Source organism: Bacillus sp. SD127, from assembly GCF_058566445.1.
Genome location: NZ_CP191226.1, coordinates 2,898,665 through 2,921,885 on the forward strand (window position 1 = coordinate 2,898,665; position 23,221 = coordinate 2,921,885).

The window sequence follows — 23,221 nt, forward strand, 5'->3', positions numbered from 1 at the left end:
ACATCCTGAGAACTCTCAGGATGCTGCAAATTATTTTAATTCCAATTTTACATCAACATTTCCTCTTGTCGCTTTAGAATAAGGACAAAATTCATGAGCAGCCTCGACAAGCTTTTGGGCCTGATCCCGATCCAATCCCTTTGTATTGACGACTAGTGTGACTCCAATTTTAAAGCCGCCGTCTTTCTCATCCTTCATGAGGCTGACCTGTCCTTCAATTTCTGAATCAATGTCAATATTTTGTTCTTTGGCCACGTGTTCAAGCGCGCCGCCAAAGCATGCTGCATAACCTGCGGCAAAGAGCTGTTCCGGGTTTGTTCCAGTTTGTCCTTCTTTTTTTGCATTGGGCATGACAATGTCAAAATCGAGAACCCCGTCATCTGATTGAATATGTCCTGAACGTCCGCCGCGAGCAGTGGCTTTTGCTGTAAATAATGCCATTTGTTTTCAGCCTCCTTATTTGTCTTTAGTTGTTATATTTCCCATACACATCTTTTTAAACATGTTTTGTTTGCCGAGAATAGGAAAAGTGGTGATTTTCAGCTACAATAGTATGTAATGTCAGAAAGAGTTGGTGAACACAGATGCAAAATGGATTTGATCATATGAAATTAGAGAATCAGCTTTGTTTTTTGCTTTATGCGAGTTCGCGGGAAATGACAAAGCAGTACAAGCCGCTGCTTGAAAAGCTGAATGTGACATACCCTCAATATTTGGCTTTGCTTTTATTGTGGGAACACGAAACACTTTCCGTCAAAAAAATGGGCGAGCTTCTGTATTTGGATTCCGGAACGCTGACACCGATGCTGAAACGGATGGAGCAGCAGGACTTGATTACCAGAAAAAGATCTGAAGAGGATGAGCGGTTGGTGATGATCAGCCTGACAGAGAACGGAACGTTATTAAAAGAAAAAGCGGCTGATATTCCGGGAACGATTCTGGGACTCTCAGGCCAGTCCGGCGAGGAATTAAAACACTTAAAATCGGCTCTATATACATTGCTTGAAACGCTGCACCAAAAAAAATGAGGATGCCCTATGTGAGGCATCCTCATTTTTTATTCAGCGACTTCCAATGTGACATCGATATTGCCGGATGTTGCTTTTGAATAAGGGCAGACACCGTGCGCTTTTTGCACAAGTGCCTGTAATTCTGATGCACTGACTCCTTTTCCTTTCACCTGCAGCGTCACACCCAGTTTGTAGCCCTGATCTGCTTCATCCTTTAGCAGGCTGACATGCGCTGTAACCTCTGTCTCCACTTTTACTCGTTCTGTTCTTGCTACAAGCTGAAGTGCACTGTCAAAGCAAGCTGCGTAACCTGCCGCAAACAGCTGCTCCGGATTTGTCGCTTTTTCTAATTTCTTTGCTCTCGGTGTTCCCGGCATTGCGACATCGAGCTCGAGAACGCGGTCTGATGAAATTACCTTTCCTTCTCTTCCTCCTACGGCTGAAACGGATGCTGTAAATAATGGCTGACTCATTTTTGTATCCCCCTAAATATATTTTATACAATTAAATTGTACACAATCTAATTTGGAGTCAATTTTTTAGTGCACAAAAAAAAAGCTTATCCCGTTACGAGATAAGCTTTTTCATCGAACATTGCCCCGCTATTCGCGAATTTGTCCTGTTCCTTTAATGATATATTTTGTAGAAGTTAATGCAGGAAGCCCCATCGGTCCTCTTGCATGAAGCTTTTGTGTACTGATGCCGATTTCTGCTCCGTAGCCAAATTCAAAGCCATCGGTAAAACGGGTCGACGCGTTATGATAGACCGCGGCGGCGTCTACAGCCGTTTGAAAGTAAGCCGCATGCTTATCGTTTTCAGTTAAAATGGCTTCAGAATGATTAGTGCCGTATTTCTGGATATGCTGCACAGCTTCCTGTACACTTTCAACCGTCTTTACACTGATGACAGGCCCTAAGTATTCCGTTCCCCAATCTTCTTCTGACGCCTGTTTGCTTGAAGAATGAAGCCCGCATACGAATTCATCGCCGCGGATTTCGACTCCCGCTTTTTCCAGCTGCGTCAGCAATTCTTTTCCGTGCTGCTCTGCCCACGCTTTGTGGATCAGCAGTGATTCAATCGCGTTGCACACGGAAGGGCGCTGCGTTTTGGCGTTTATGACAATCTTTTCAGCCATTTGCTGATTTGCCGTTTCATCTATGAAAATATGACAGTTGCCGGCTCCGGTTTCTAATACCGGGACTGTTGATTCTCTTACAACGAGATCGATCAGTTTTTTTCCTCCGCGCGGAATCAATACATCCAAACCGTCATTTAACGTAAAGAGTTCTTTTGCTGTCTCTCTGCTCGTATCCTCAATCAGCTGCACAGCGTTGATTGGAAGCTCTGATTGCTCAAGCGCTCTGTGAATAACACTGACGAGTGCTTTGTTGCTGTGAATGGCTGAGGAGCTCCCCCGCAGGACAACCGCATTTCCTGTTTTCAGGCAGAGGGTAGCCGCATCAACTGTGACGTTTGGCCTCGCCTCGTAAATCATTCCGGCAACACCGAGCGGCACACGGATTTTTTCAATAAACAGGCCGTTCGCTTTTTCAATTGTTTCAAGAGATTCGCCGACTGGGTCAGCCAGATCAATCAATAGCTCTACCGCGTCCGCGATGTCGCGTATGCGTTTCTCATCCAGCGTGAGACGGTCAATGACATCGGGTGTTAACCCATTTGCTTTTCCGTTCTCAATGTCTTTTGCATTTTCCGATAAGAGAAAATCCAATTCTTTACGGAGTCCATTTGCAATGAGACTGAGCGCCTCATTTTTTTCAGCCGTTGTTTTCATCATCATTTCAGCTGCTGCTTCTTTCGCCAGCGTCGATTTTACAGAAACTTCACTCATTTTTCCGCCCCCTAGTCTTTTAAGTTGACCCAGTCATTCCTGTGAATGACCTCAAACGTTTTGTCAAAATCAAGCTCATTGCTTCGTTTTCCTTTTGCCTCCATAATCTCCTCAGATGAATAATGGGTCTGGCCTTTGCCGATCACACCGCCCGGTCCCCGGACTTCAACGACAGCCCCTTTTGGAAAGCTTCCGTTCACGCCCACTACGCCAGCCGGTAAAAGACTGCTTCCGTTATGAACCATCGCCTCTTCGGCACCCGCGTCAATGACGATTTCCCCTGATATCGGCGAGTGGAATTGAATCCATTGTCTCGTATTGTTGACTGAGGATAGCTCCTTGTCGCCGATATAAGTCCCATCTCCCCTGCCGTCTAAAATATCCGCCAGCTTTTGTTCGCCGCTGCCTGTTCCGATGAATACTTTGACCCCAAGAGACAGTGCGGTTTGTGCAGCTAACAGCTTTGATTTCATACCGCCCGTGCCGACCCTTGATCCGGCTGAACCCGCGTATCCCAGCAATTCAGGGGTGATCTCCTGCAAATAATCAAATCGTTTCGCATCAGGATTTTCATTTGGATTGGCATCATACAGCCCGTTAATGTCAGTCAGGATCATGAGCTGGTCTGCATGAATTAATCCGCTGACCAAAGCAGAGAGCATATCATTGTCGCCAAAAGTCAATTCTTCAACAGACGTAGAATCATTTTCATTAATAACCGGGATAACACCGCGCTCCAGCAACTCCATAATCGTTGCATACGCGTTTCGATACCGCTCTCTCTTCGAAAAATCATTTCTCGTCAAAAGGATTTGTCCCGGGGTAAGTGAGTATTGTTTAAATTGATTCATGTATTGCTGCATTAACAGTGTTTGTCCGACCGCGGCTGCCGCCTGCTTTCCCTTGAGGGTAACAGGACGGGACGGATAACCGAGACTGGAAAACCCCGCCGCTACTGCTCCCGAGGTAATCAAAAGCATTTCATGCCCCGCTTTTTTCAAAAGAGAAATTGCCTGAACGTGTTCTCTGATTTTCACCTCATCAATGCTTCCTTTGCTATTTGTAAGCGAACTGCTTCCTATCTTCACTACTATTCTTTGTTTTTTCATTTATTCTCCTCCGCGGCTCTTCGCCAGCCAACTTACAATAAAAAAACCCATTTCATCCTCATTCATAAGGACGAAATGGATTTCCGTGGTACCACCTTGTTTGAACGCACTTCAGCACGTTCCGCTTCCCTGTAACGCCAGGTTATGCGCCTAGGTTTTCCCCCTAAGACTCCAAGGCAGGTTCGGCAGGTTTCATGCGGCAAAATGTTTCAGCCACTCATTTTGCTCTCTGTCACAGAAAGGTCTGCTTACTAATCCTCTTCAACGCTCAATGATTTTTTTATATTATGCAAAGAAAAAAGCCTCTTGTCAAGGTTTTTTCCACATCAAAAAAGCCCGCATTGCGCGGGCGTCTGGCAGTCTAGTTAAAGACAATGGTTTTATTTTCGTGAACGATGACGCGGTCTTCCAGGTGCCATTTCACAGCGCGGGCAAGAACGCTGCGTTCAATCGTTCTGCCGATATTTTTCAGCGCGTCGGCATTGTCGCGGTGGTCAACACGCTCAATGTCCTGTTCAATGATCGGACCTTCATCAAGGTCATTTGTGACATAGTGAGAAGTTGCGCCAATCAACTTGACCCCCCGCTCATAAGCCCGTTTATACGGATTGGCACCGATAAAAGCAGGCAGGAAGGAATGGTGGATATTGATGATTCGATTCGGATGAGCCGACACAAAATCAGGCGTTAAGATCTGCATGTAGCGAGCAAGAACGATCACATCAATATCATATTGTTCCAGCAGTTCAAGCTGCTGTTTCTCAACTTCCGCTCTGATATCTTTGTTCGCTTTTAAATAGTGGAATGGAATGTTCAGCGGTTCAACAAGGTCTCTCGCATCTTCATGGTTGCTGATGACAACCGCGATTTCCGCCATGAGATTGCCTGTTTGCCATTCCCAAATGAGCTCATGCAGACAGTGAAGCTCCTTTGATACAAAAATAGCGACACGCTTCAGCTCGCTGGCCATCGTTAAGCTCCACGTCATGTCGAATGTATCCGCAATAGACGAAAACGCATCCTGAAGTTTTTCTTTTTTCTCCTGAATGCCTTCACAGTCGAAGTCAATTCTCAGGAAAAAACGCCCGCCTTCAGGATCTGTCGTATATTGATTGGATTCAATAATATTGGCGCCATGTTCTAATAAAAACGCAGAAACCGCAGCAACAATACCCGGCTGATCAGGACAGCTGACCAAGAGGCGCCCTTTATCTTCATTTCCGTCACGGTATTCATTTAACCGCTGGGTCATATATGATTTCATGAATAATCCCTCTTATCTTTGTAAGTCTAAACTAATTATCCATTATACTGAAGATTTGATAAAAATCAATTTATGACAGAATTTTTAAACCGACGGCTGAGCACAAGATTAATGCGATAAAGAAGATCCGTTTGGCGTCTTTCGGCTCATTGTAAAAGAGAATGCCGATAAGCGCCCCGCCCGCGGTGCCGATTCCTGTCCAAACGGCGTAAGCGGTGCCCATCGGAATGGTTTCCATAGCAAATGATAATAAGGAAAATGAGGCGGCAAAACCGATAATGATCAGCACCACCCATTTCGCACTTTTTTCTTTCGCAAATTGATTCATAAGTGCGACGCCTGCCATTTCCAAAAATCCCGCGCCTAATAAACTGATCCAATGAAGCATTATGCCTCGCCTCCTTTTTCATCAGCCTCATCCTGTGTCACAAGCTTCAATCCGATCACACCGATTAAGAGCACGCCGATTAACAAAAGCTTCGGCAATCCGACCGGTTCGTGAAACAGAAACATTTCACTCATCACCGTTCCTGCCGTGCCAAGGCCTGTAAAGACGGCGTATACGGTACCGACCGGCAGGCTGGCTGTCGCCTTCATTAACAAATAAAAGCTAACTATGATACCGACGGCAGTTCCGCTCCATGTTAAGACTGAGTCAGCATGCTTTAAGCCCACAACCCAAACAACCTCAAACACGGCGGCTAGCACAACCAATCCCCATTTCATATCACATCATTCCTTTCTATTTATGCAATAAAATTCTCCGAAAACAAAAAAACCCCGGACAGTCGACTCATAATGAGCTTGACTCTCCCGGGCTTTTTTCCCTCCGTGTGCATATGCGCTGTTATGATGCGCATATGTGTTTTCTCTCGGACCAGTCCATGTTAATTAACATGCGGAACCCTAGAAAACTTTATCTGGTCTTATGATACTACACCTCGACGCTGTCTTCAATTGTAAGATTTTCTTTCATACACAGCGATCGGTTTATTCCATTTTCTGATCGTCCGGCTGTAAAGCATGCCGATTTTCTCTGCCACCCGTAAAGACGCTTTGTTATCCGGGTCAATCAAAGCTGCAATTTTTCCGTACTGCCTCTCCTTGAAACCATAGTCCAGGCAGGCTTTGGCCGCTTCTTGCGCATAGCCGTTTCCCCAGTGCCGGCGGGCAAACATATAGCCGATTTCCATTGCCGTTTCATTTTCGGTTTGCTGAGGCACGATTCCGCATTGGCCTAAAAAATCCCCCGTCTGTATGTCTTCGGCGATCCAGAGACTGACCCGGTACCCTTTTTCATTTCTTTTGTTCCAAGCGATCCACTCGCGAGTTTGCCGTTTATCTTTTAAACCGGAATAATATTTCATCACTTCAGGGTCGCTGAAAAGCTCAAGTAAAGATTCTTGATCCCGGTCCTCCATACAGCGCAAACGAATCCGTTCGGTCACAAGCTTCGTTTCAGCGTCCATTTTTGATCATATCCTGCTTCCATTCTTTTTTAAGGGCTTCAATATGGGCTTGATGATAGCGATTATGGTCCGCCATATGCCATATCCCCCATCTTACTGTTGCCTTGTCACCCTCGTAAGAAAGTGTTTGATGCAAATCGCTCTCGGTCAAGGTCTTACATACCGATTTCAGCTCGTTTATGACATGTTGATGTCTTGTCAAAAGTTCTTCTAAACCCAGCTGATTCTTTGGTTCAGGCAATCGTCCGCTTTCATCTGTCATCGGGCCGTAAATGTCTTCAATATGTTCTGGGACCCGATTCTCCTTTATGCGCCACACCCATCTGATATCAACATTTGCGATATGCTGCATCAGCTGTGCCGTGCTGTTTTTTGTTTGACAGCACCCCTTATAATATAGCTCTTTGTGAGTCATGCGGCTCACAATGGATGCCAGACGGAGGCTGTTTTCTTCCACTGCAGAATACAGCAGACTGACTGTCGGCGCCATGTCTTTTCTAATGAATAAGTCCCTCATGTTCCATTCCCTCCTTACCTATGTGTACATTTTGACGTAAGGGGGGACATTTCCTTTGCAGAAGGCACAATCTAATCTATCAAGAAAGCGCCAAAGATGTCGGCAGCACATTTAATTGTTATTTCCAGGCTTGTACAAATACGGATCATGGTGCGCATCGTTGGATGTATTCAAATCGAGTGAGATGTCACCGCGGTCATTTAACGTGCCGAGCGTGACCAAAGACAGCTGTTTTGGGCTGTGTCCTTTTTCCTTAAGTTTTTCAAACAGCCAGCTTCGGTTTTTTTGCAGGTACTTCAAATTGTGATCAAGGATCTCGCCGTCCAATATGAGGGGTATCGGGATAAAGTTCCGTTCAGCCTCTATATTCAAATCCCGCACCTGCACTGCTCTCGCTTCTTCTGTCGGGATCACGCTTACTTCTCCCGTTTCTTCAATGATGGCAAGGTCAATATCAGCCGGATCAGCATAGCCCTTTTCTCTCAGTTTTCCGAGCAGCTCATTGACGGTCAGCCTCTCTTTTTTGAGTCCACGCTCATCGATATCCCCGTTCCGGATTAACACTGTCGGACTGACCACCAGCAGCCATCTCCACTTATTAGAAAGAGCAAGCTTGCTCATCAGAAGATAAAGCAATAAAAAGGCGCCTGCGTAATAAATAGACATCGGCAGCTTGGATGTGAGGATTGGCTCACTGATGATGGTTCCGATTGCGAAGGTCAAAAGCAAATCAAAATTGTTCATTTGTGACACGGCTTTTTTTCCGGCAAGCCGAAACAAAATATATGCAATCGAAAACACGATAACAGGCTTGAATAAAAATGCCCATACCATCCATAACACTGATCATTGCCCTCCATCCGCTAGTCATAATGAATATATTGTTCCCAGTAACTGAAACACTATGCATATCTTACCTCTTCATCCAGCATCCAAATAGGCGAACGTGCAGAATGCAGGCACATAACATAGTAGAAAGTCATGTTATTGGAGGGACAGCATGAAACATCAGCATAAGAGTGCCAATTGGCACTATGAAAGCATACAGTCAAAATCCGCATCCTATCAGCCATACCATACAGCTGACAGGCTGGCCGGTTTAGAGCTTAAAATGGAGCATTTGATCAGAGCCATCGAGGTGAACAATGAATTGCTGAGAACGATTCAAGAGCAGCAAAATCGCGTATGCACAAATGGAGGCGGATCAGTCATTGTGCGGATGTAGAAGAAGGCGCGTCCGCCTTCTTCTATTTACCTAAAAAAAGCCCTTCTCATATAGGAGAAGAGCTGTGTGTATTAAGAAATGGACTGTGCGATGCTTAATTGAGGACCGAACAGTTCGTAATGAATAGACTCTGGCGCTGATCCGAGTTCCGATACAAGCTTATGCATTTGAGTGATAAATGACGGTGAACCGCAAATATAATAATCCGCATCTGTATTGGCGATCAGGCTTTTGAGGAACTGCTGGTCAATTTGACCTTCATGAAATTGAATGTCACCCGCGCGGTCTTCTTCTGTCGGCTCGCGATACACAAATGCCGTTTTAACAGAAGAATGCTCTGCTGCCTCTTCTGCTTCATCGCGTAGCGCGTGGTATTCACTATTTTTCGCGGCATGGATAAACAGAATCTGCCGCTCAGGCTGTTTGGAAACAGACGTTTTCAGCATGCTGATCATCGGTGTGATGCCAACTCCGGCACTAAGCAGAACGAGATCTTTGCGGGATGAAGAATCTAAAACAAAATCTCCTGCCGGTGCGCTGATTTCTAATGAATCCCCCTCATGCAGCCCTTCGTGTAAATAAGAAGACACAGCACCGTCTTTCTTAACTGAAATTCGATAATAGTCTTTTCCCGGCATATCAGACAAGCTGTATTGACGGATATGCGTATATTCAGAATCAGGAATCCGGACTTTGATGCTGATATACTGCCCTGCTTGAAATTCAGGTAACGGCTTGCCGTCTTCCGGTTTCAAATAGAAGGATGTTATTTCTTTGCTTTCACGCACTTTTTTCGCAACGACGAAAGGCTTATACTCCTTCCATCCGCCAGTTTGGTGTTCCGCTTGTTCATACATTTCTTCTTCAATTCCGATAAAAGCGTCAGCTATAACTCCATACGCTTTCTCCCACGCCTGCATAATGTCAGGGGTCGCTGCATCTCCCAAAACATCTTTAATCGCAATCAGCAAATATTTGCCGACAATCGGATAATGTTCAGGCTTAATACCGATACTGCGGTGTTTATGGCCGATTTGTTTGACGACCGGAATGATATTGCCAAGCTGGTCAATATTGGCTGCAGCTGCAATAACGGCATTTGCCAGAGCGGTACGCTGTGTTTTTTTCTTTTGGTTTGTTTGATTAAAAATGTTTAAAAGCTCAGGATGATCTTGGAACATGAGGTCGTAAAAACGTCCTGTAATGGATTCTCCGTGCTGCTGTAATACTGGTACAGTGCTTTTTATGATTTCGATTGTTTTGTTATCTATCATCGTTTAACAACCCTTCCGAAAAGATGTATTTAAAATATATCTTTAAAATACATGATCCTGCCTTTAAAAGATATATTTAAAATGAATCTTTAATAAAGTTGTCACAAAATTATCAATTTAACGTGACAATTGTTGCTTTTTTATAGAATCCCCTAGCAAAAACGGACTAACCTCTGTAATGATCACATTAACAGCGAAATAATGGAAGGCACAAAAAAACCCAAAACAACGTATGTTTTGGGTTTCATGTTTACCAAGGCTTGTCTGTTCCAAGCGCATTTGCCAGCGCCTGACTGTGTTTTTTTCGGTTTTTCCGTTCACTGGCACGCTGAACCGCTGTGTTATGCAGCATGATTTCCTCTTCTGTTTCCGGTACAACTCTCGGCACAGGCACCGGCTTACCGTTTGAGTCTAATGCGACAAAGGTCAAAAAAGATGTCGCGGCGAGCTCCCGTTCACCAGTCATCAGATGCTCTTTGATGACTTTCACAAACACCTCCATGGAAGATGTGCCGACCCAAGTCACATATGATTCCAAGCAGACAGACTCCCTTTGCCCGATCGGTTTCAGAAAATCGACAGAGTCCATCGAAGCCGTTACCGTATCACGTCTGCAATGGCGCGCTGCGGAAATAGAGGCAATATCATCGATATAACTCATCAGTTTTCCGCCAAACAGCGTATTATGATTGTTCGTATCGAGAGGGAATACCCTGCTGGTTTTCACAACCTTTGACTCTTTACAAAATTTTGTTTCCTGTGCTTCCATACCTTTCTCCCCTTTGATGTCTGATCGATTAGTAAATGCACTCATATTCTCCTATTAAACAATATTCTCATCCATTTGTCTAAAATTTAAAATGATTTGTCTGTCAGGTTTTCTTTCTTAAATGTTTAATGATTTGGCTGACAAGGGAATAATATACGTATTCTTCACACGGTCAGGAGGAGAAACAAATGGATGTATCCGTTCCAAAACATCAGCACAAAACGGTATGCCAAACAGAATATGACACCTTGAAGAAAGTTATTTTATGCAAACCCGAGCATATGACAATTAAGGACGTTATTAATGAAACCCAAAAACATTTTGAAGATGACAATATTCAGGTCAAAACCGCCAAAGAGCAGCACAAACGCTTAGTAGAAGAGCTCAGGTCACACAGCATTGAGGTCATCCTTTTGCCTGTTCAGCACGGACTGCCTGAGCAGGTATTTACCCGGGATATCGGTTTTGTCATCGGGGAAAAAGCCTTTCTTTCCAGCATGACTGAGCCCATTCGCCAAGGGGAAGAAGCTGTGATAAAAGAATTTTTCCACAATCAAGGGATTCCTTATACCCGGATGCTGGATACTAGCATTGAAGGCGGGGACGTCGTCATAGATGGTGATACCGTTTATGTCGGAATCAGCCAGCGCACGGACATCTCAGCGGTCGGCCAGCTGCAAGAAGAGCTTCCTGAATATACCATCATCCCAGTTCCGCTCCATGAAAAATTTCTGCATCTGGACTGCGTATTTAATATTATTTCTGAAAGCGAAGCATTAATCTACCCTGAAGCCCTTCCGCAGCAGGAAGTCGATATGCTGGCAGAGCGTTACAATCTCATTGAGGTACCCGAAAACGAACAATTTACACTTGGCACAAACGTCCTGTCTATCGGCAGAAAGACCATCATCAGCCTGCCGGGCAATCGTCATGTGAATCGTGAATTATCCAAAAGAGGCTATCACATCATCGAAATTGACTTGTCAGAAATTATCAAATCAGGCGGTTCCTTCAGATGCTGTACGATGCCGCTCATTCGAGGCGAATGAAGAATATTCCCCTTTTTCATGTTTTGAACAGCGTATTTCTTTAAGATACGTTAATATAGAGATGACATCATTTTTAAGGGGGAAATCGCATGACAAAGTACATAGGATATGTCGGAACATATACAAAAGGCGGAAGTGAAGGCATTTATTCATTCGAGCTGGATACTGAGAAAAAAACACTCAGCGAGCCAAAACTTGCCGCAAAGCTGGGAAACCCCACATATGTGACGCCGAATAAAGACAACACGATTCTTTATTCAATTGAAAAAGCAGACGGTAAAGGCGGTATTGCTGCCTATAAAATCGATAAAAACAGCGGCGAATTAACATTTCTGAATCATCAGTTAATCGATGGCCCATCGCCATGTCACGTGAGTGTCGATGATCATCAGCAATTCGTATTGACAGCCAACTATCACAGCGGGAAGGTGCACGCTTTTCCGGTTCAACAAGACGGAGGTTTGCAATCTCCCGCTTCTGAAGCCGCCCATACAGGAAAGGGTCCGCATGAAAGACAGGAAAAGCCGCATACACACTATGCGGGCTTTACACCTGAACATAATTACGTCGTAGCGGTTGACTTAGGAACAGATAAGCTGTACACCTATAAGCTGAAAGACGGTGAATTGACTGAATCCGGAAGCCATTCCTTCGCTCCCGGTGCAGGCCCTCGCCATATCGCTTTTCACCCGAAAGAAAAATACGCATATGTCATGACAGAATTAAGCAATGAAGTCATTGCGCTTGAATACAATCCGACAGCCGGCGAATTCAGAGAACTTCAAGTCGTCTCTGCCATCCCTGATGATTTCACAGATAACAGCCAGGGGAGCGCCATTCACGTCACTCAGGATGGGCGTTTTGTTTACGTTGCAAACCGTGGCCATGACAGCATCGCTGTGTTTGAAGTAAATCAATATTCAGGCGAGCTGGCATTTGTGGAAAGAGTATCGACTGAAGGAAACTGGCCTCGTGACTTTGTGCTGGATCCAACGGAGACCTTCCTCGTTGCTTCAAATGAAGAAACAGGCAATCTCGTATTGTTTGAAAGAGACACAGAGACAGGCCGACTGACGCTGCTTCCTTCAACCGTTTCTGTCCCTTATCCAGTGTGCGTGAAATTTTTACAGCAATGATAAATGAAAGCTGGCTCCCAACAACGGAGCCAGCTTTTTGTTTATCTCACCTTTTCTTTCGTTTCAGCATTTCGATATAAATGGCAGGCAACGAAACGGCCGGCTTCGATTTCTTGAAGCAAAGGGCGTGATTCCCCGCATTCAGGCATCGCCTCCGGGCAGCGCGTCCGAAACACACAGCCGCTCGGCGGATGTACCGGACTCGGCAGCTCCCCTTTTAAAATGATGCGCTCACGCTTGTCCTCTAATTCGGGGTCCGGAATCGGAATCGAGGACAGCAGCGCCTTCGTATACGGGTGCAGCGGTTCACGATACAATGTGCCGCTATCTGTAATTTCCATCATGTGGCCTAAGTACATAACGCCGATTCTGTCGCTGATATGCTTTACCATCGATAAATCATGGGCAATAAACAGAAATGTGAGCCCTTTTTCTTTTTGAAGCCGCTTCAGCAGGTTGACCACTTGCGCCTGAACCGACACATCAAGCGCAGAAATCGGTTCGTCCGCTACGATAAACTCCGGATTCAATGAAAGCGCTCTGGCAATCCCGATTCTCTGCCTTTGACCGCCGCTGAATTCATGCGGATAACGGCTGCCGAAATCCGGGTGAAGCCCCACTGCCTCAAGCAGCTCGTCCACAACGAGAAGCCGCGCTTTATGGGTATTGTAAAGATTGTGAATTTCCATCGGCTCTAGAATGATTTCTCGAACGGTCATCCGCGGATTGAGCGATGCATAAGGGTCCTGAAAAATCATCTGCAGTTTGCGGTTATAGGCAAACTGCTCTTTCTCACTGAGGGCGTGAAGATTTGTTCCGCGGTATTTGACGCTTCCTTCTGTGGGATGGTAAAGACGCATCAGCACTCTTCCCAAGGTTGATTTCCCGCAGCCGGATTCTCCGACAAGCCCGAACGTCTCCCCCTCATGAATCTGGAAGGTTACCCCGTCGACCGCTTTGACTGTTCGCTTTTTCCCTGCATCAAAATGCATTTTCAGCTGACTGACCTCTAGCAGTGGTGTCATGTGTCTCCCTCCTCATTCTGAAAAACAGCGGCGTGCCGCACAAAGCTCTTTTTCATATCCTGTATCTTTCAGCGTGATAATTTCGATCGATTTCCCTGTTTTAGGAGAATGGAGCATTTTTCCGTCTCCTATGGACAGACCTACATGATGAATTGCTCCATTTCCTTCCTCATATGCATAAAACAGCAGATCACCTGCACCGATGTCGTGAAGCGGCACTTCCTTCCCTGTTTTCGCCTGGTCTCCCGCATCACGGGGAATCCTGTATCCATTTGCTTTAAATACGCTGTACATAAAACCAGAGCAGTCAAATCCAAACCCGCTTATACCTCCCCATAAATAAGGAAGCCCGAGAAAACTTGCCCCTGTATGAATGATGTCTTCGGCCGTTCCTTTTTTATCCCGAACAAGCGCCGCATCAGTTTGTCGCAGGAGCCTATCTCCGAAAGGAGTCGCTACCTTGAAAAAGCCGTCCTCTTCCCCAATGAGAGGCAGAGCAGTTAAGAAGCTCAGTTCAATTTCCTTATCTCCGGTATCCCCATACAAAAAAGCTGTTGGTTTAGTGATCGCCACGGTGTGATTCGATTGTGGGAGATTTGTGTTTTCCAGCTGGTTCTTTTTCATCCAGCCCGGATATCCGCGTTTATCCTTGCGGGATGACTGGCCGGGCACAACGACAGACACCCATTCATCCTGTTCTGCCGTGACCAGCACCTCCTCACCAAAGAGAACCTGCGTCTGAATCACATTATCTGTACATAACCCAAGCCGCTGATCATAGGTCATGCTCTTCAGCCATTCTCTGATCGACACGGTTGGATCGAGCATTTTGTGATCAAATGGACGAGGAGTATCAGGTGCTGTCCATATGTTGGCAACTGCTGATATAACAGTATGGTTCATGTCTCTATCCCTCCTTTCTGATGCACGACACCGGTAATGCCAAGACCAGCTTTGTCAGGCATCGTAATCGTGCTGCCGCTGTAAATAATCCCGCCCTTGATCAAATCCGTTTTCAGCATGAGCGGGGCGTCGAAATCAAAGCGGGTAATGTTTTTTTTGCTTGCCGCGAAATGCGCCGCAGCTGTTATGCCGAGCTTTGTTTCGATCATGCTGCCGACCATGCACTCCACCCCGCAAATCTCAGCCATGGCATTGATTTTCTCTGCACCGCTGATTCCTCCTGCCTTCATCAATTTAATATTGATCAGGTCGGCGCTGCGGGTTTGAAGGACTTCGAATGCCTGTCGCGGAGTAAATACACTTTCATCAGCCATGATTGGCGTGTCCGTTGCATCCGTAACTTTCTTGAGCCCGGCAAGATCATCCTTATGGACAGGCTGCTCGACAAGCTCAATGTCCAGGCCGGCATCCTCCATTTTCCGAATGGCCGTTACCGCTTCTTTCGGCACCCATCCCTGATTGGCATCCAAACGCAGCTTTACCCCAGGCCCGACACGCTTTCTGATTTCTTGAATACGGGAGATATCTGTCTCAATGTCATCTCTGCCAACCTTTATTTTTAGCGTTTGAAAGCCTTGTTTAAGAAAGCTCTCTGCATCCGCCGCCATCTCTTCAGGCGAGTTCACACTGACGGTGTAGTCCGTTTCAAGTGTGCTTCGATACCCGCCGAGCATTTGGTAAAGCGGCTGTCCGCTCATCTGCGCCCAGCCGTCGTATACAGCCATTTCTACAGCTGCTTTTGCGCTTTGATTCCCTTCCAGAAGATGCTGGATGTCATGCAGAATGGCCTCGCAGCCGGACAGTCTTCTTCCAAGCAGTGCCGGCTTTAAGACGTTGTGAATCGCACTTTCAATACTGTCCATGCTGTCTCCGGTAATCACAATTGTCGGAGGCGCTTCTCCCCATCCGATTGCGCCATTATCATAAGTGATCGTTACGATAACAGATTCAGCCGTATACACTGTGCGAAGCGCCGTTTTAAACGGCTTTGTCAGCGGCACGGCGACCCGTTTCGTGTCTATTTTTGTGATCTTCATACTCAAAGCGCCCCTTCAGAAACGCCCGCCTCAATGACGACCGTTTTTTCGGCTGTATCCATGGCAGCGTGCGCACCGATCGGAACGGCAATACTCGGCGAACAGTGGCCGATCTTAAACCCTCTAAGAGCAGGCCTTCCGGCGGACACAATATAGTCTTCGAGCACCTGCTCAAGTGTCAAAGATTTCTCCCGCTTCACCGGGATGCAGTTATGAAAATCACAAACAAGAATACCGGCTGCGTCCGCTAGCTTCCCTGCCATTTTCAGCTGATTCAGCATCCGGTCAATTTGATACGGCTCTTCATCAATGTCTTCAATAAACAGGAGCTTTCCCCTCGTATCAATTTCAAACGGCGTGCCGAGTGTCGATGACAGCAAGGAAAGATTGCCGCCGACAAGCTCTCCTTCCGCTTTTCCCGGAACAAGCACCGTCAGCGGAGAAAGCTTTTCTGTATAGGTGAATACTGTCTCTTGAAACAGCTGCTCATACGACGCTTTTGTCAGGGGATGAACGTCTTCCAGGCCTATATCTGAGCTGAGCATCGGCCCGTGAAAAGTGACGAGGCCTGTGTTTTGATGGATGGCGGTATGTAAAAACGTAATATCACTGTATCCCCAAAAGATTTTAGGATGTTTGCGGAGCAAGCTGTAATCAATGCCTGAAGCGATCCGTCCCGTGCCAAAGCCTCCGCATGCGCACAGCACCGCTTTCACCTCCTGGTCTTTGAACATCTCGTGCAGATCAGCCAGCCGCTCATCATCCTGTCCCGCTAAATAGCCGTGCTGGTTTTTCAGCGCCTTGCCCAGCTTTACCTGAAGACCGAGCTCCTCTAAAAACAAAAGCGCCGTTTCAAGCTTTTTCGGATCAGGCGGGCTTGCAGGTGCGATGACACCGACTGTATCGCCTTTTTTCAGTGCGTTCGGCTTGTGATTCAACTCCGATCAGCTCCCTTCATTTGCTCTGCACCCTACGTATACGTGAAAATAAGAGAAAAAATACCGCTCCTTCACATAAAGAGAGCAGTATTTTCTCTATCGCCGCGTTAGTTTTTATCGGCCCATTTTAAATCGATGTAGCCGACAGGGTGCCGGACGATGTCCTTTACATGTTCGTTTTGCAGATTGACCTGATTATAGAAATACACCGGAATGATCGGCGCTTCATTGATGAGAAGCTTTTCCGCCTTATGCATGAGTGAAAAACGCGTTTTTTCATCCGCTTCATTTTTCGCCTGTTTCATCAGCTGATCATATTCTTTGTTGGTCCAGCCTGTGCGGTTCATTGAATTTCCTGTTTGGAAGGCTTCCAGAAAACTGATAGGGTCCGCATAGTCAGGCAGAAATGAGCTTTGTGAGAATTGAAACTTAAGCGCTTTTTGCTCCTCTAAAAACACGTTCCACTCCATATTGGCCAGCTTCACATCGACGCCAAGGGTATTTTTCAATTTTTGCTGGATGGCTTCAGCAATCTTTTTATGCTCCGGTTTCGTACTGTAAGTAAGCATGATCGCAGGCAGCTTGTCATACTTCTCTTCCTTCATTCCTTTTTCCAACAGCTGCTTCGCTTTGTTTCCATTTGGTGTGATCAGGTCTCCGCCCGCTTCCCGGAAATCCTTGCCGTCAGGCTGTGTAAACCCGGGCGAAACAAAAGCGTGTGCCGGTTTTTCATTGTTTTTCGTGACGTATTTTACGATTTCCTTCTGATCAACAGCCATTGCGAAAGCTTTTCTGATGTTTTCATTTTGAAACGGCTCCATATTGACATTAAAGCGGTAAAAGTATAAACCCGCCTGATCAACGATGTGCACGTTGTCTTGATCCAGCAGCTGGTCACTTAGCTCAGCCGGTACGTATGCGGTGTCCAATTCACCGGACTGGAACATTTGGTAATCTGTATTTCTGTCACTCACCATTGCCCATTTCACTTTGTCAAGCTTCACGGTTTCTTTATCCCAGTACGTATCGCTTTTTTCCATTGTGATGCTGTCATCATGCTTCCATTCTGACAGTTTAAACGGGCCGTTTCCGACAAATGTATCGGCTTCAGCAAACCACTTTGGATTTTCTTTGTCGACTTTTTCGTTAACCGGAAAATACGCCGGGTTTGACACCACGCTCAGGAAATATTTTTGCGGTGCGGCAAGCGTCACTTCAAGGGTGTGATCATCCTTTGCCGTCACCTTCACATCGTCTCTTTTCCCTTTTCCGCTGTTATAGGCTTCGCCGCCTTCAATAAAATAGCCGAGAAACGCGGAAGAAGCTCCTGTTTTCGGGTCAAGCATCCGTTTCCAAGCGTATTCAAAATCTCCGGCTGTCACAGGGTCTCCGTTCGTCCATTTCGCATTTTCCCGAATCGTAAATGTGTACGTTTTCTTGTCTTTCGACACAGACCACTTCTCTGCCATCGCCGGCTCCGGTTCATTGTCTTTGCCGAGGCGCGTTAACCCTTCCATGATGTTATTTAACGGCTGCCAAGACACGTTATTAAAACCGATCGGCGGATCAAACGATGTCGGTTCATTTTCATTATTTAAGTACAGTACCTTTTCTCCGCTTGTCTTTGCCTTATCTTCTCCGCTTTCTTTTCCAGCCTGCTCATTAGCTGTACATCCCATCAGCGCAAATGAAAGTCCCAGTGCAAGGCCCATTCCCCATAGCTTCTTCACTCTCTTCATCCTCTTCCCCCTTTTTCGTTATTCATCCTTCGCTCCCGGCAGCACCGCATGCTCAGCCCGTTTATCCTGAAGCCAGCAGTGTACAGCGTGCGTGCCGGATCGAACAGTGTGATAAGGGTATACCCTGTCACACACGATCATTCTGCTCGGACAGCGGGCGGCAAATGGGCAGCCCGGCGGCGGTGAAAATAAATCCGGCGGCGTGCCGTCAATCGGAATCAGCTCCGCGCCCTCAAGATCCAGCCGCGGGACAGAATTCAGCAGCCCTTTTGTATAAGGGTGCTGCGGCTTGTAAAATATATCTTTTCTCGTGCCAATTTCCGCTATTTTTCCGGCATACATAACAGCCACCCTGTCAGCAACCTGGGCAACCACGCCTAAATCGTGTGTGATCAAAATGACAGAAACCTTTGTTTTTCGCTGAATCTCTTTAAATAGTTCCAGTATTTGCGCCTGTATGGTGACGTCAAGGGCAGTTGTCGGTTCATCCGCTATTAAAATATCAGGCTCGCAGATCAGCGCCATCGCAATGACAATCCGCTGTCTCATGCCGCCGCTGAATTGATGGGGGTACTGCTTCAGGCGTGCTTCAGGATCCGGAATGCCGACCAATGCAAGCATGGACAGAACCTCTTTCTCAGCCGCCTTTTTCGTCATCCTTTTGTGACGAAGAAGCGCTTCCGCCAGCTGGTCGCCGACAGTCAGCGTCGGGTTTAGCGCCGTCATCGGGTCTTGAAAAATCATTGAAATGTCCGCGCCCCTTATGCTCCTCATTTCTCTGTCAGAGAGACGGCAAAGGTCTTTGTTTTTAAATAAAATGCTGCCGTCTGTCACCTTCGCTGAATAGGGCGGGAGCAGTCCCATAATGCTTTGAGAGGTGACGCTCTTGCCGCAGCCCGATTCACCGACAATGGCAAAGGTTTCGCCTTTGTACAAATCGAAGCTCACGCCTCTGACCGCCTGAACCGTCCCGCCGTAAGTCGTAAAAGAAACGTGCAAATCATTGACTGACAGAACTTTCTCCATACAGCTACCTCCTTAGCTTAGGGTCCAGTGCATCCTGCAATCCGTCCCCCAGCACATTAAACGCGTACATCGTTAACGAGATGAAAAAGGCAGGAAAGAACAGGCGCCACCAATGCCCGGACAAAATGGTCGGCAGGCCGTCATTCGCCATCACACCCCAGCTGGCAAACGGCGCTTGAATGCCGAGACCGAGAAAGCTCAAAAATGATTCTGCGAATATGGCGGTAGGTACAGTTAAAGTCATTTGTACGATGATCGCGCCCATTGTATTCGGCAGCAAATTTTTGCGGATGATGCGAAAGGTTTTTGCACCAAAGGTTTTCGAGGCGAGCACATACTCGTAATTTTTTATTTGCAGCACTTGGCCTCTTACAATTCTCGCCATGCCGACCCATCCCGTAACAGTCAGCGCTACGATAATGGTGCCGAGCCCCGGACCCATCAAGACCATCAGCAAAATGACAACAAGAAGATACGGCAGCCCGTACAGCACTTCAATAATCCGCATCATGACACTGTCTGTTCTGCCGCCTTTATAGCCGGCAATGCCTCCGTAAATGACACCGATCAAAAAATCAATCAGTGCAGCCATCACTCCGACAAATAACGAAATCCTCGCTCCGTACCATGTTCGTGTAAACACGTCCCGGCCAAGCTCATCGGTACCGAACCAATGATCTGTAGAAGGCGGAAGATTTTGTTCTGTCAGCGATTGGCGCTCGACACTGTGAGGAGATAAAAAAGGACCAATTGCTGCCATCACAAATAGAAATAAAAGAATAAAAAGCCCGGCCATCGCTAGTTTATTTTTTTTCAGCCTTCTCCAGGCATCCTGCGCATAGGATAAACTCGGCCGTTTGACTGAATCGGTCTCTTGGGTCTTTTCCTGATTCGAAACAAACCATTCGTCCGGCACCTGAGCGTGCTGCTGCGGCTGGCGTTCATCTGTTTGTACAGGGAGATTCATACGCTTCACCCTTTCTTATGCAGTTTAATGCGCGGGTCCAGCAGACCGTAGGCCAAGTCGACCAAAAACAGCATTACGATCAAAATGACGCTGTAAAAAACGGTCGTTCCCATAATCACGGGATAGTCCCGCTGATTAATGCTTTCGACAAAATATTTTCCCATTCCGGGAATGGCAAAGATTTTTTCAATCACAAAACTTCCTGTTAAAATGCTGGCAACGAGAGTTCCCAGTACGGTAATGACGGGCATGAGCGCGTTTCTGAGTGCGTGTTTTACGATAATTTTGAGCGGAGACAGCCCTTTTGCTTTCGCTGTGCGGATATAATCCTGTGTCAGGACTTCGACCATGCTTGATCTTGTCAGCCTGGCGATAATCGCCATCGGTCCAACTGCAAGCGCTGCGGTCGGAAGCACCATATGGATCGGGCTCGTCCACGTAGCGGCGGGAAATAGTTTAAAATTGACGGCAAACTGCTGAATAAGCAACGTCGCCATAATGAAATTCGGGATGGAAATGCCGAGTACCGCGAGGCTCATCGCAGCGTAGTCCAAAAAGCCGTTGCGGCGCAGCGCGGCAGTTACGCCAAGTATCAGCCCTGAGATCACAGCAATGACAATCGCTGCCATCCCAAGTTCAAAGGAAACGGGAAATCCGCGTTCCAGCATATCATTTACGCTGTCTGACGGTTTTTTAATAGAAGGGCCAAAATCGAATGTAATGATGGATTTTAGATAGATGATGTATTGGATAATGAGAGGATCGTCTAAGTGATAGTAGGCTTCGAGATTTCTTTGAACCGCTTCATTTGTGCCCCTCTCCTCATTAAAAGGAGATCCGGGAATGACCTTCATCAGAACGAAAGTCAGGGTGGTAATGACCAAAATCGTAGCTGCCATTGCCCAAAAACGCTTCATTATATATCTTGCCAAAGCCTTAACACCCCTTTAGCAGAATGATGTTCGCATTGCCAGTTCAGTCATGACAAGCATAGCCTGATAGGCTTCAAGCATATCCTTCGCCTGAAATTGAACGGTTGTGGTTCCCGGTTTGATTTCTGTACCCGGCATTAGATGAGCCCACTCAGCTTGGCCGTAATTGGCAAATTCAATGCTTAATACAGGCCTGTCAGGCGGTGTAAGCGGTTTAACTTTATCTTTGTTCTGCAAGGCATATGCGGTTTTTTCTGTCAGCAGCCGGCCGGCTTTCGCAGGCGACAGACATTTGACTGCAGACCTTGAAATCGTTTGTTTAACAGCAGCTGTCGTGACATTCGGGATGAGCTCTTCAGCTTCTTTGGCCGCCCGGTCATCACCGGCTACCATTATTACCGGGACATCGTAATAACCGGCAACGTAAGCATTTAATCCAAGCTCACCGACAGGCTGATCATTTATGTAAAAATGACGGACACCGAAAATCATGCTATGAGACATGACACCGGGAGTTGAGGCTCTTGCGTGATAACCGAGAAACAAAGCACCCGTGAAAGTATCATCTAGCCCCTGCACCATTGAAAATGGTTTAACATCGCCGGAGATCAAATCTGCCTCGGGATGAAGCTTTTCAATCATCAAATTATTCATTTTCGAATGGCTGTCATTCACCAGCACCTCCGTACACCCGCTGTTAAACGCTTCGGTAATACAGTAGTTTGCTTCTTCGGTCATGATCAGCCGTCCGCGTTCATAATTACGCTTGCCGGAATCAACAAAGGTATCATCCGGAAGACCTGAAATACCCTCCATATCTACTGACATGTACAGTTTCATAACGCTCCTCCTTTTTTACTAAATTATGAATATTCTAACAGATTATATTAAAAAAAGAGGAAAAATGCAATATAGCTGGGAAAAATCACTAACGTTCAGAGATAAAAAAGAATCCTCTTTCAAGGATTCATGTTTCTTTTGCTGCCTGTTCTGTCAGCTGCTCATATTTTTCGAGTGTTTTTTCAAATACTTGATCAAAAACATGCGGCACAGAGGCACGTATCACCGCCGCTCCCTCCCCTGTAATTCCGCCTTTCGTTGCAACACGGTTCAGCGTCTCCTCAAAGGACATCTTCTTTTCGATCAGCAGCTTGCCTGTCCCATACAGTGAGTGTATCAGGAAATCAAAGGCTTCTTCTTTTGTCAGGCCGCTGTTTCTCACAGCCGACAGCGCTAATTCTTCAAACACTGCGGCGATGAAGCCCGGAGCAGAGCTCGTCAGATTACTGGCGGCATCCAAATTTGATTCTTTTATTTCTCGCACACTGCTGAAAGCCGATAACAATTCATACAAACGTTCTTTCTTCTGTGCCGCCAGTGCTTCACTGTGAACAACCAGTGAGATGCCGGCTTCCGCTTCAGATGTAATGGCCGGAATCACCCGTGATATTCCAGCTGCCGTTTCACCCTCTAAAAGCCGCAGAGGCACACCAGCCGCAATGGATACAATATGAGTATTCCGGTTCACATACGGGTGAAGCCGGCGTACTGTTTCAATGACATGGAGCGGCGGGACACATATAAAGATCAAGGCGCACTTTTCCGCCCATATCTCAAGCGGTTTTGCCGAAACGTCTGGATAATCAGCGAGCAAAGCCTGAAGCCGCTCTCCCTTAGTTCTTGTCTCAACAAACAGCTCATTTTCCTCTACTTGTTTATGCTTCAACAGCTGCCTGGCGATCATATCCGCCATGCTGCCATATCCTATCAATCCGATTGACTCCATCGTTTCAGCCCTTTCATGTACAATATTCCTTATAAAGTGTACCGTTTTTCGCACTTTTTCACAATTTCCCATAATGTTTTCATTTTTATCCCACAGTTTTTGTTTATGATAAACTCAAGTCATAAAACTGCCATAA

26 protein-coding genes and 1 riboswitch are annotated in these 23,221 nt (G+C 46.4%); of the genes, 4 read left to right on the forward strand and 22 right to left on the reverse strand.

The window, feature by feature from the left end:
• Positions 1 to 30 precede the first annotated feature (30 nt).
• Positions 31 to 441 (reverse strand): organic hydroperoxide resistance protein OhrB, encoded by a 411-nt coding sequence (gene ohrB / locus ACQVGS_RS15050; RefSeq protein WP_010333958.1) that lies wholly within the window; start codon positions 439 to 441, stop codon positions 31 to 33.
• A gap of 143 nt (positions 442 to 584) precedes the next feature.
• On the opposite strand from ohrB, the gene ohrR reads away from it, so the two are divergent.
• A complete protein-coding gene (ohrR, locus tag ACQVGS_RS15055; protein ID WP_095713468.1) occupies positions 585 to 1,028 on the forward strand; it encodes an organic hydroperoxide resistance transcriptional regulator OhrR in 444 nt (147 codons plus the stop codon).
• 29 nt (positions 1,029 to 1,057) lie between these two features.
• Here ohrR and ACQVGS_RS15060 read toward each other — a convergent pair whose 3' ends face one another.
• From ACQVGS_RS15060 to ACQVGS_RS15100, 9 genes are all read right to left on the reverse strand, one after another.
• Entirely contained in the window at positions 1,058 to 1,483 is a 426-nt protein-coding gene (locus ACQVGS_RS15060) for an organic hydroperoxide resistance protein (protein ID WP_010333956.1), read from the reverse strand.
• A gap of 129 nt (positions 1,484 to 1,612) precedes the next feature.
• The gene (gene proA / locus ACQVGS_RS15065; protein ID WP_188323698.1) at positions 1,613 to 2,860 is read right to left on the reverse strand and encodes a glutamate-5-semialdehyde dehydrogenase; all 1,248 of its coding nucleotides are present in this window, start codon (positions 2,858 to 2,860) and stop codon (positions 1,613 to 1,615) included.
• Between the two features lie 11 nt (positions 2,861 to 2,871).
• A complete protein-coding gene (gene proB, locus ACQVGS_RS15070) occupies positions 2,872 to 3,969 on the reverse strand; it encodes a glutamate 5-kinase (RefSeq protein ID WP_491830297.1) in 1,098 nt (365 codons plus the stop codon).
• A 361-nt stretch (positions 3,970 to 4,330) separates the two neighbouring features.
• Entirely contained in the window at positions 4,331 to 5,233 is a 903-nt protein-coding gene (gene purU / locus ACQVGS_RS15075; RefSeq protein WP_024121117.1) for a formyltetrahydrofolate deformylase, read from the reverse strand.
• 70 nt (positions 5,234 to 5,303) lie between these two features.
• On the reverse strand, positions 5,304 to 5,621 hold the full coding sequence (locus ACQVGS_RS15080; protein ID WP_059292921.1) for a DMT family transporter: 318 nt from the start codon (positions 5,619 to 5,621) through the stop codon (positions 5,304 to 5,306).
• Entirely contained in the window at positions 5,621 to 5,959 is a 339-nt protein-coding gene (locus ACQVGS_RS15085; protein WP_024121115.1) for a DMT family transporter, read from the reverse strand. Before ACQVGS_RS15085 ends, ACQVGS_RS15080 begins: the two co-directional genes overlap by 1 nt.
• 82 nt (positions 5,960 to 6,041) lie before the next feature.
• Positions 6,042 to 6,154, reverse strand: a riboswitch (guanidine-I (ykkC/yxkD leader).
• Positions 6,155 to 6,186: 32 nt separating this feature from the next.
• The gene (locus ACQVGS_RS15090; RefSeq protein WP_069486443.1) at positions 6,187 to 6,702 is read right to left on the reverse strand and encodes a GNAT family N-acetyltransferase; all 516 of its coding nucleotides are present in this window, start codon (positions 6,700 to 6,702) and stop codon (positions 6,187 to 6,189) included.
• Complete coding sequence (locus ACQVGS_RS15095; protein ID WP_127695394.1) at positions 6,692 to 7,219, reverse strand: DinB family protein; 528 nt, start codon at positions 7,217 to 7,219, stop codon at positions 6,692 to 6,694. Before ACQVGS_RS15095 ends, ACQVGS_RS15090 begins: the two co-directional genes overlap by 11 nt.
• A gap of 111 nt (positions 7,220 to 7,330) precedes the next feature.
• A complete protein-coding gene (locus ACQVGS_RS15100) occupies positions 7,331 to 8,062 on the reverse strand; it encodes a DUF421 domain-containing protein (RefSeq protein WP_044156192.1) in 732 nt (243 codons plus the stop codon).
• 157 nt (positions 8,063 to 8,219) lie between these two features.
• Here ACQVGS_RS15100 and ACQVGS_RS15105 point away from each other — a divergent pair, with 157 nt between their 5' ends.
• The gene (locus ACQVGS_RS15105; RefSeq protein WP_106022232.1) at positions 8,220 to 8,444 is read left to right on the forward strand and encodes a hypothetical protein; all 225 of its coding nucleotides are present in this window, start codon (positions 8,220 to 8,222) and stop codon (positions 8,442 to 8,444) included.
• Positions 8,445 to 8,515: 71 nt separating this feature from the next.
• Here the strand turns inward: ACQVGS_RS15105 and hmpA are convergent, their stop codons facing one another.
• Entirely contained in the window at positions 8,516 to 9,718 is a 1,203-nt protein-coding gene (hmpA, locus tag ACQVGS_RS15110) for an NO-inducible flavohemoprotein (protein WP_106022233.1), read from the reverse strand.
• A gap of 250 nt (positions 9,719 to 9,968) precedes the next feature.
• On the reverse strand, positions 9,969 to 10,487 hold the full coding sequence (locus ACQVGS_RS15115; RefSeq protein ID WP_010333945.1) for an acyl-CoA thioesterase: 519 nt from the start codon (positions 10,485 to 10,487) through the stop codon (positions 9,969 to 9,971).
• Positions 10,488 to 10,675: 188 nt separating this feature from the next.
• Between ACQVGS_RS15115 and ACQVGS_RS15120 the strand changes: the two genes are divergently transcribed.
• Both ACQVGS_RS15120 and pgl read left to right on the forward strand, forming a co-directional pair.
• A complete protein-coding gene (locus ACQVGS_RS15120) occupies positions 10,676 to 11,536 on the forward strand; it encodes a dimethylarginine dimethylaminohydrolase family protein (RefSeq protein WP_095713475.1) in 861 nt (286 codons plus the stop codon).
• An 89-nt stretch (positions 11,537 to 11,625) separates the two neighbouring features.
• Positions 11,626 to 12,672 (forward strand): 6-phosphogluconolactonase, encoded by a 1,047-nt coding sequence (pgl, locus tag ACQVGS_RS15125; protein ID WP_024121108.1) that lies wholly within the window; start codon positions 11,626 to 11,628, stop codon positions 12,670 to 12,672.
• Positions 12,673 to 12,713: 41 nt separating this feature from the next.
• Here pgl and ACQVGS_RS15130 read toward each other — a convergent pair whose 3' ends face one another.
• From ACQVGS_RS15130 to proG, 10 genes are all read right to left on the reverse strand, one after another.
• On the reverse strand, positions 12,714 to 13,697 hold the full coding sequence (locus tag ACQVGS_RS15130; RefSeq protein ID WP_101865257.1) for an ABC transporter ATP-binding protein: 984 nt from the start codon (positions 13,695 to 13,697) through the stop codon (positions 12,714 to 12,716).
• A 12-nt stretch (positions 13,698 to 13,709) separates the two neighbouring features.
• Positions 13,710 to 14,600, reverse strand: coding sequence for a gamma-D-glutamyl-L-lysine dipeptidyl-peptidase (gene eepC, locus ACQVGS_RS15135; RefSeq protein ID WP_400152390.1), 891 nt, complete (start codon positions 14,598 to 14,600; stop codon positions 13,710 to 13,712).
• Positions 14,597 to 15,697 (reverse strand): L-Ala-D/L-Glu epimerase, encoded by a 1,101-nt coding sequence (ykfB, locus tag ACQVGS_RS15140; RefSeq protein ID WP_095713478.1) that lies wholly within the window; start codon positions 15,695 to 15,697, stop codon positions 14,597 to 14,599. Before ykfB ends, eepC begins: the two co-directional genes overlap by 4 nt.
• A 2-nt stretch (positions 15,698 to 15,699) precedes the next feature.
• A complete protein-coding gene (locus tag ACQVGS_RS15145) occupies positions 15,700 to 16,635 on the reverse strand; it encodes a S66 peptidase family protein (RefSeq protein ID WP_024121105.1) in 936 nt (311 codons plus the stop codon).
• Positions 16,636 to 16,742: 107 nt separating this feature from the next.
• Positions 16,743 to 18,374: a dipeptide ABC transporter substrate-binding protein DppE gene (gene dppE / locus ACQVGS_RS15150; RefSeq protein ID WP_106020435.1), complete on the reverse strand. Its 1,632-nt coding sequence runs from the start codon at positions 18,372 to 18,374 to the stop codon at positions 16,743 to 16,745.
• 18 nt (positions 18,375 to 18,392) lie between these two features.
• Positions 18,393 to 19,400, reverse strand: coding sequence for an ABC transporter ATP-binding protein (locus ACQVGS_RS15155; RefSeq protein ID WP_106020436.1), 1,008 nt, complete (start codon positions 19,398 to 19,400; stop codon positions 18,393 to 18,395).
• Between the two features lie 4 nt (positions 19,401 to 19,404).
• A complete protein-coding gene (dppC, locus tag ACQVGS_RS15160) occupies positions 19,405 to 20,367 on the reverse strand; it encodes a dipeptide ABC transporter permease DppC (protein ID WP_400152394.1) in 963 nt (320 codons plus the stop codon).
• Positions 20,368 to 20,372: 5 nt separating this feature from the next.
• Positions 20,373 to 21,299, reverse strand: a complete 927-nt coding sequence (gene dppB / locus ACQVGS_RS15165; protein WP_044156207.1) for a dipeptide ABC transporter permease DppB — start codon at positions 21,297 to 21,299, stop codon at positions 20,373 to 20,375.
• Between the two features lie 15 nt (positions 21,300 to 21,314).
• Positions 21,315 to 22,139: a D-aminopeptidase DppA gene (gene dppA / locus ACQVGS_RS15170; RefSeq protein ID WP_024121100.1), complete on the reverse strand. Its 825-nt coding sequence runs from the start codon at positions 22,137 to 22,139 to the stop codon at positions 21,315 to 21,317.
• A gap of 127 nt (positions 22,140 to 22,266) precedes the next feature.
• Positions 22,267 to 23,085, reverse strand: coding sequence for a pyrroline-5-carboxylate reductase ProG (gene proG / locus ACQVGS_RS15175; protein ID WP_268543563.1), 819 nt, complete (start codon positions 23,083 to 23,085; stop codon positions 22,267 to 22,269).
• Positions 23,086 to 23,221: the final 136 nt, after the last annotated feature.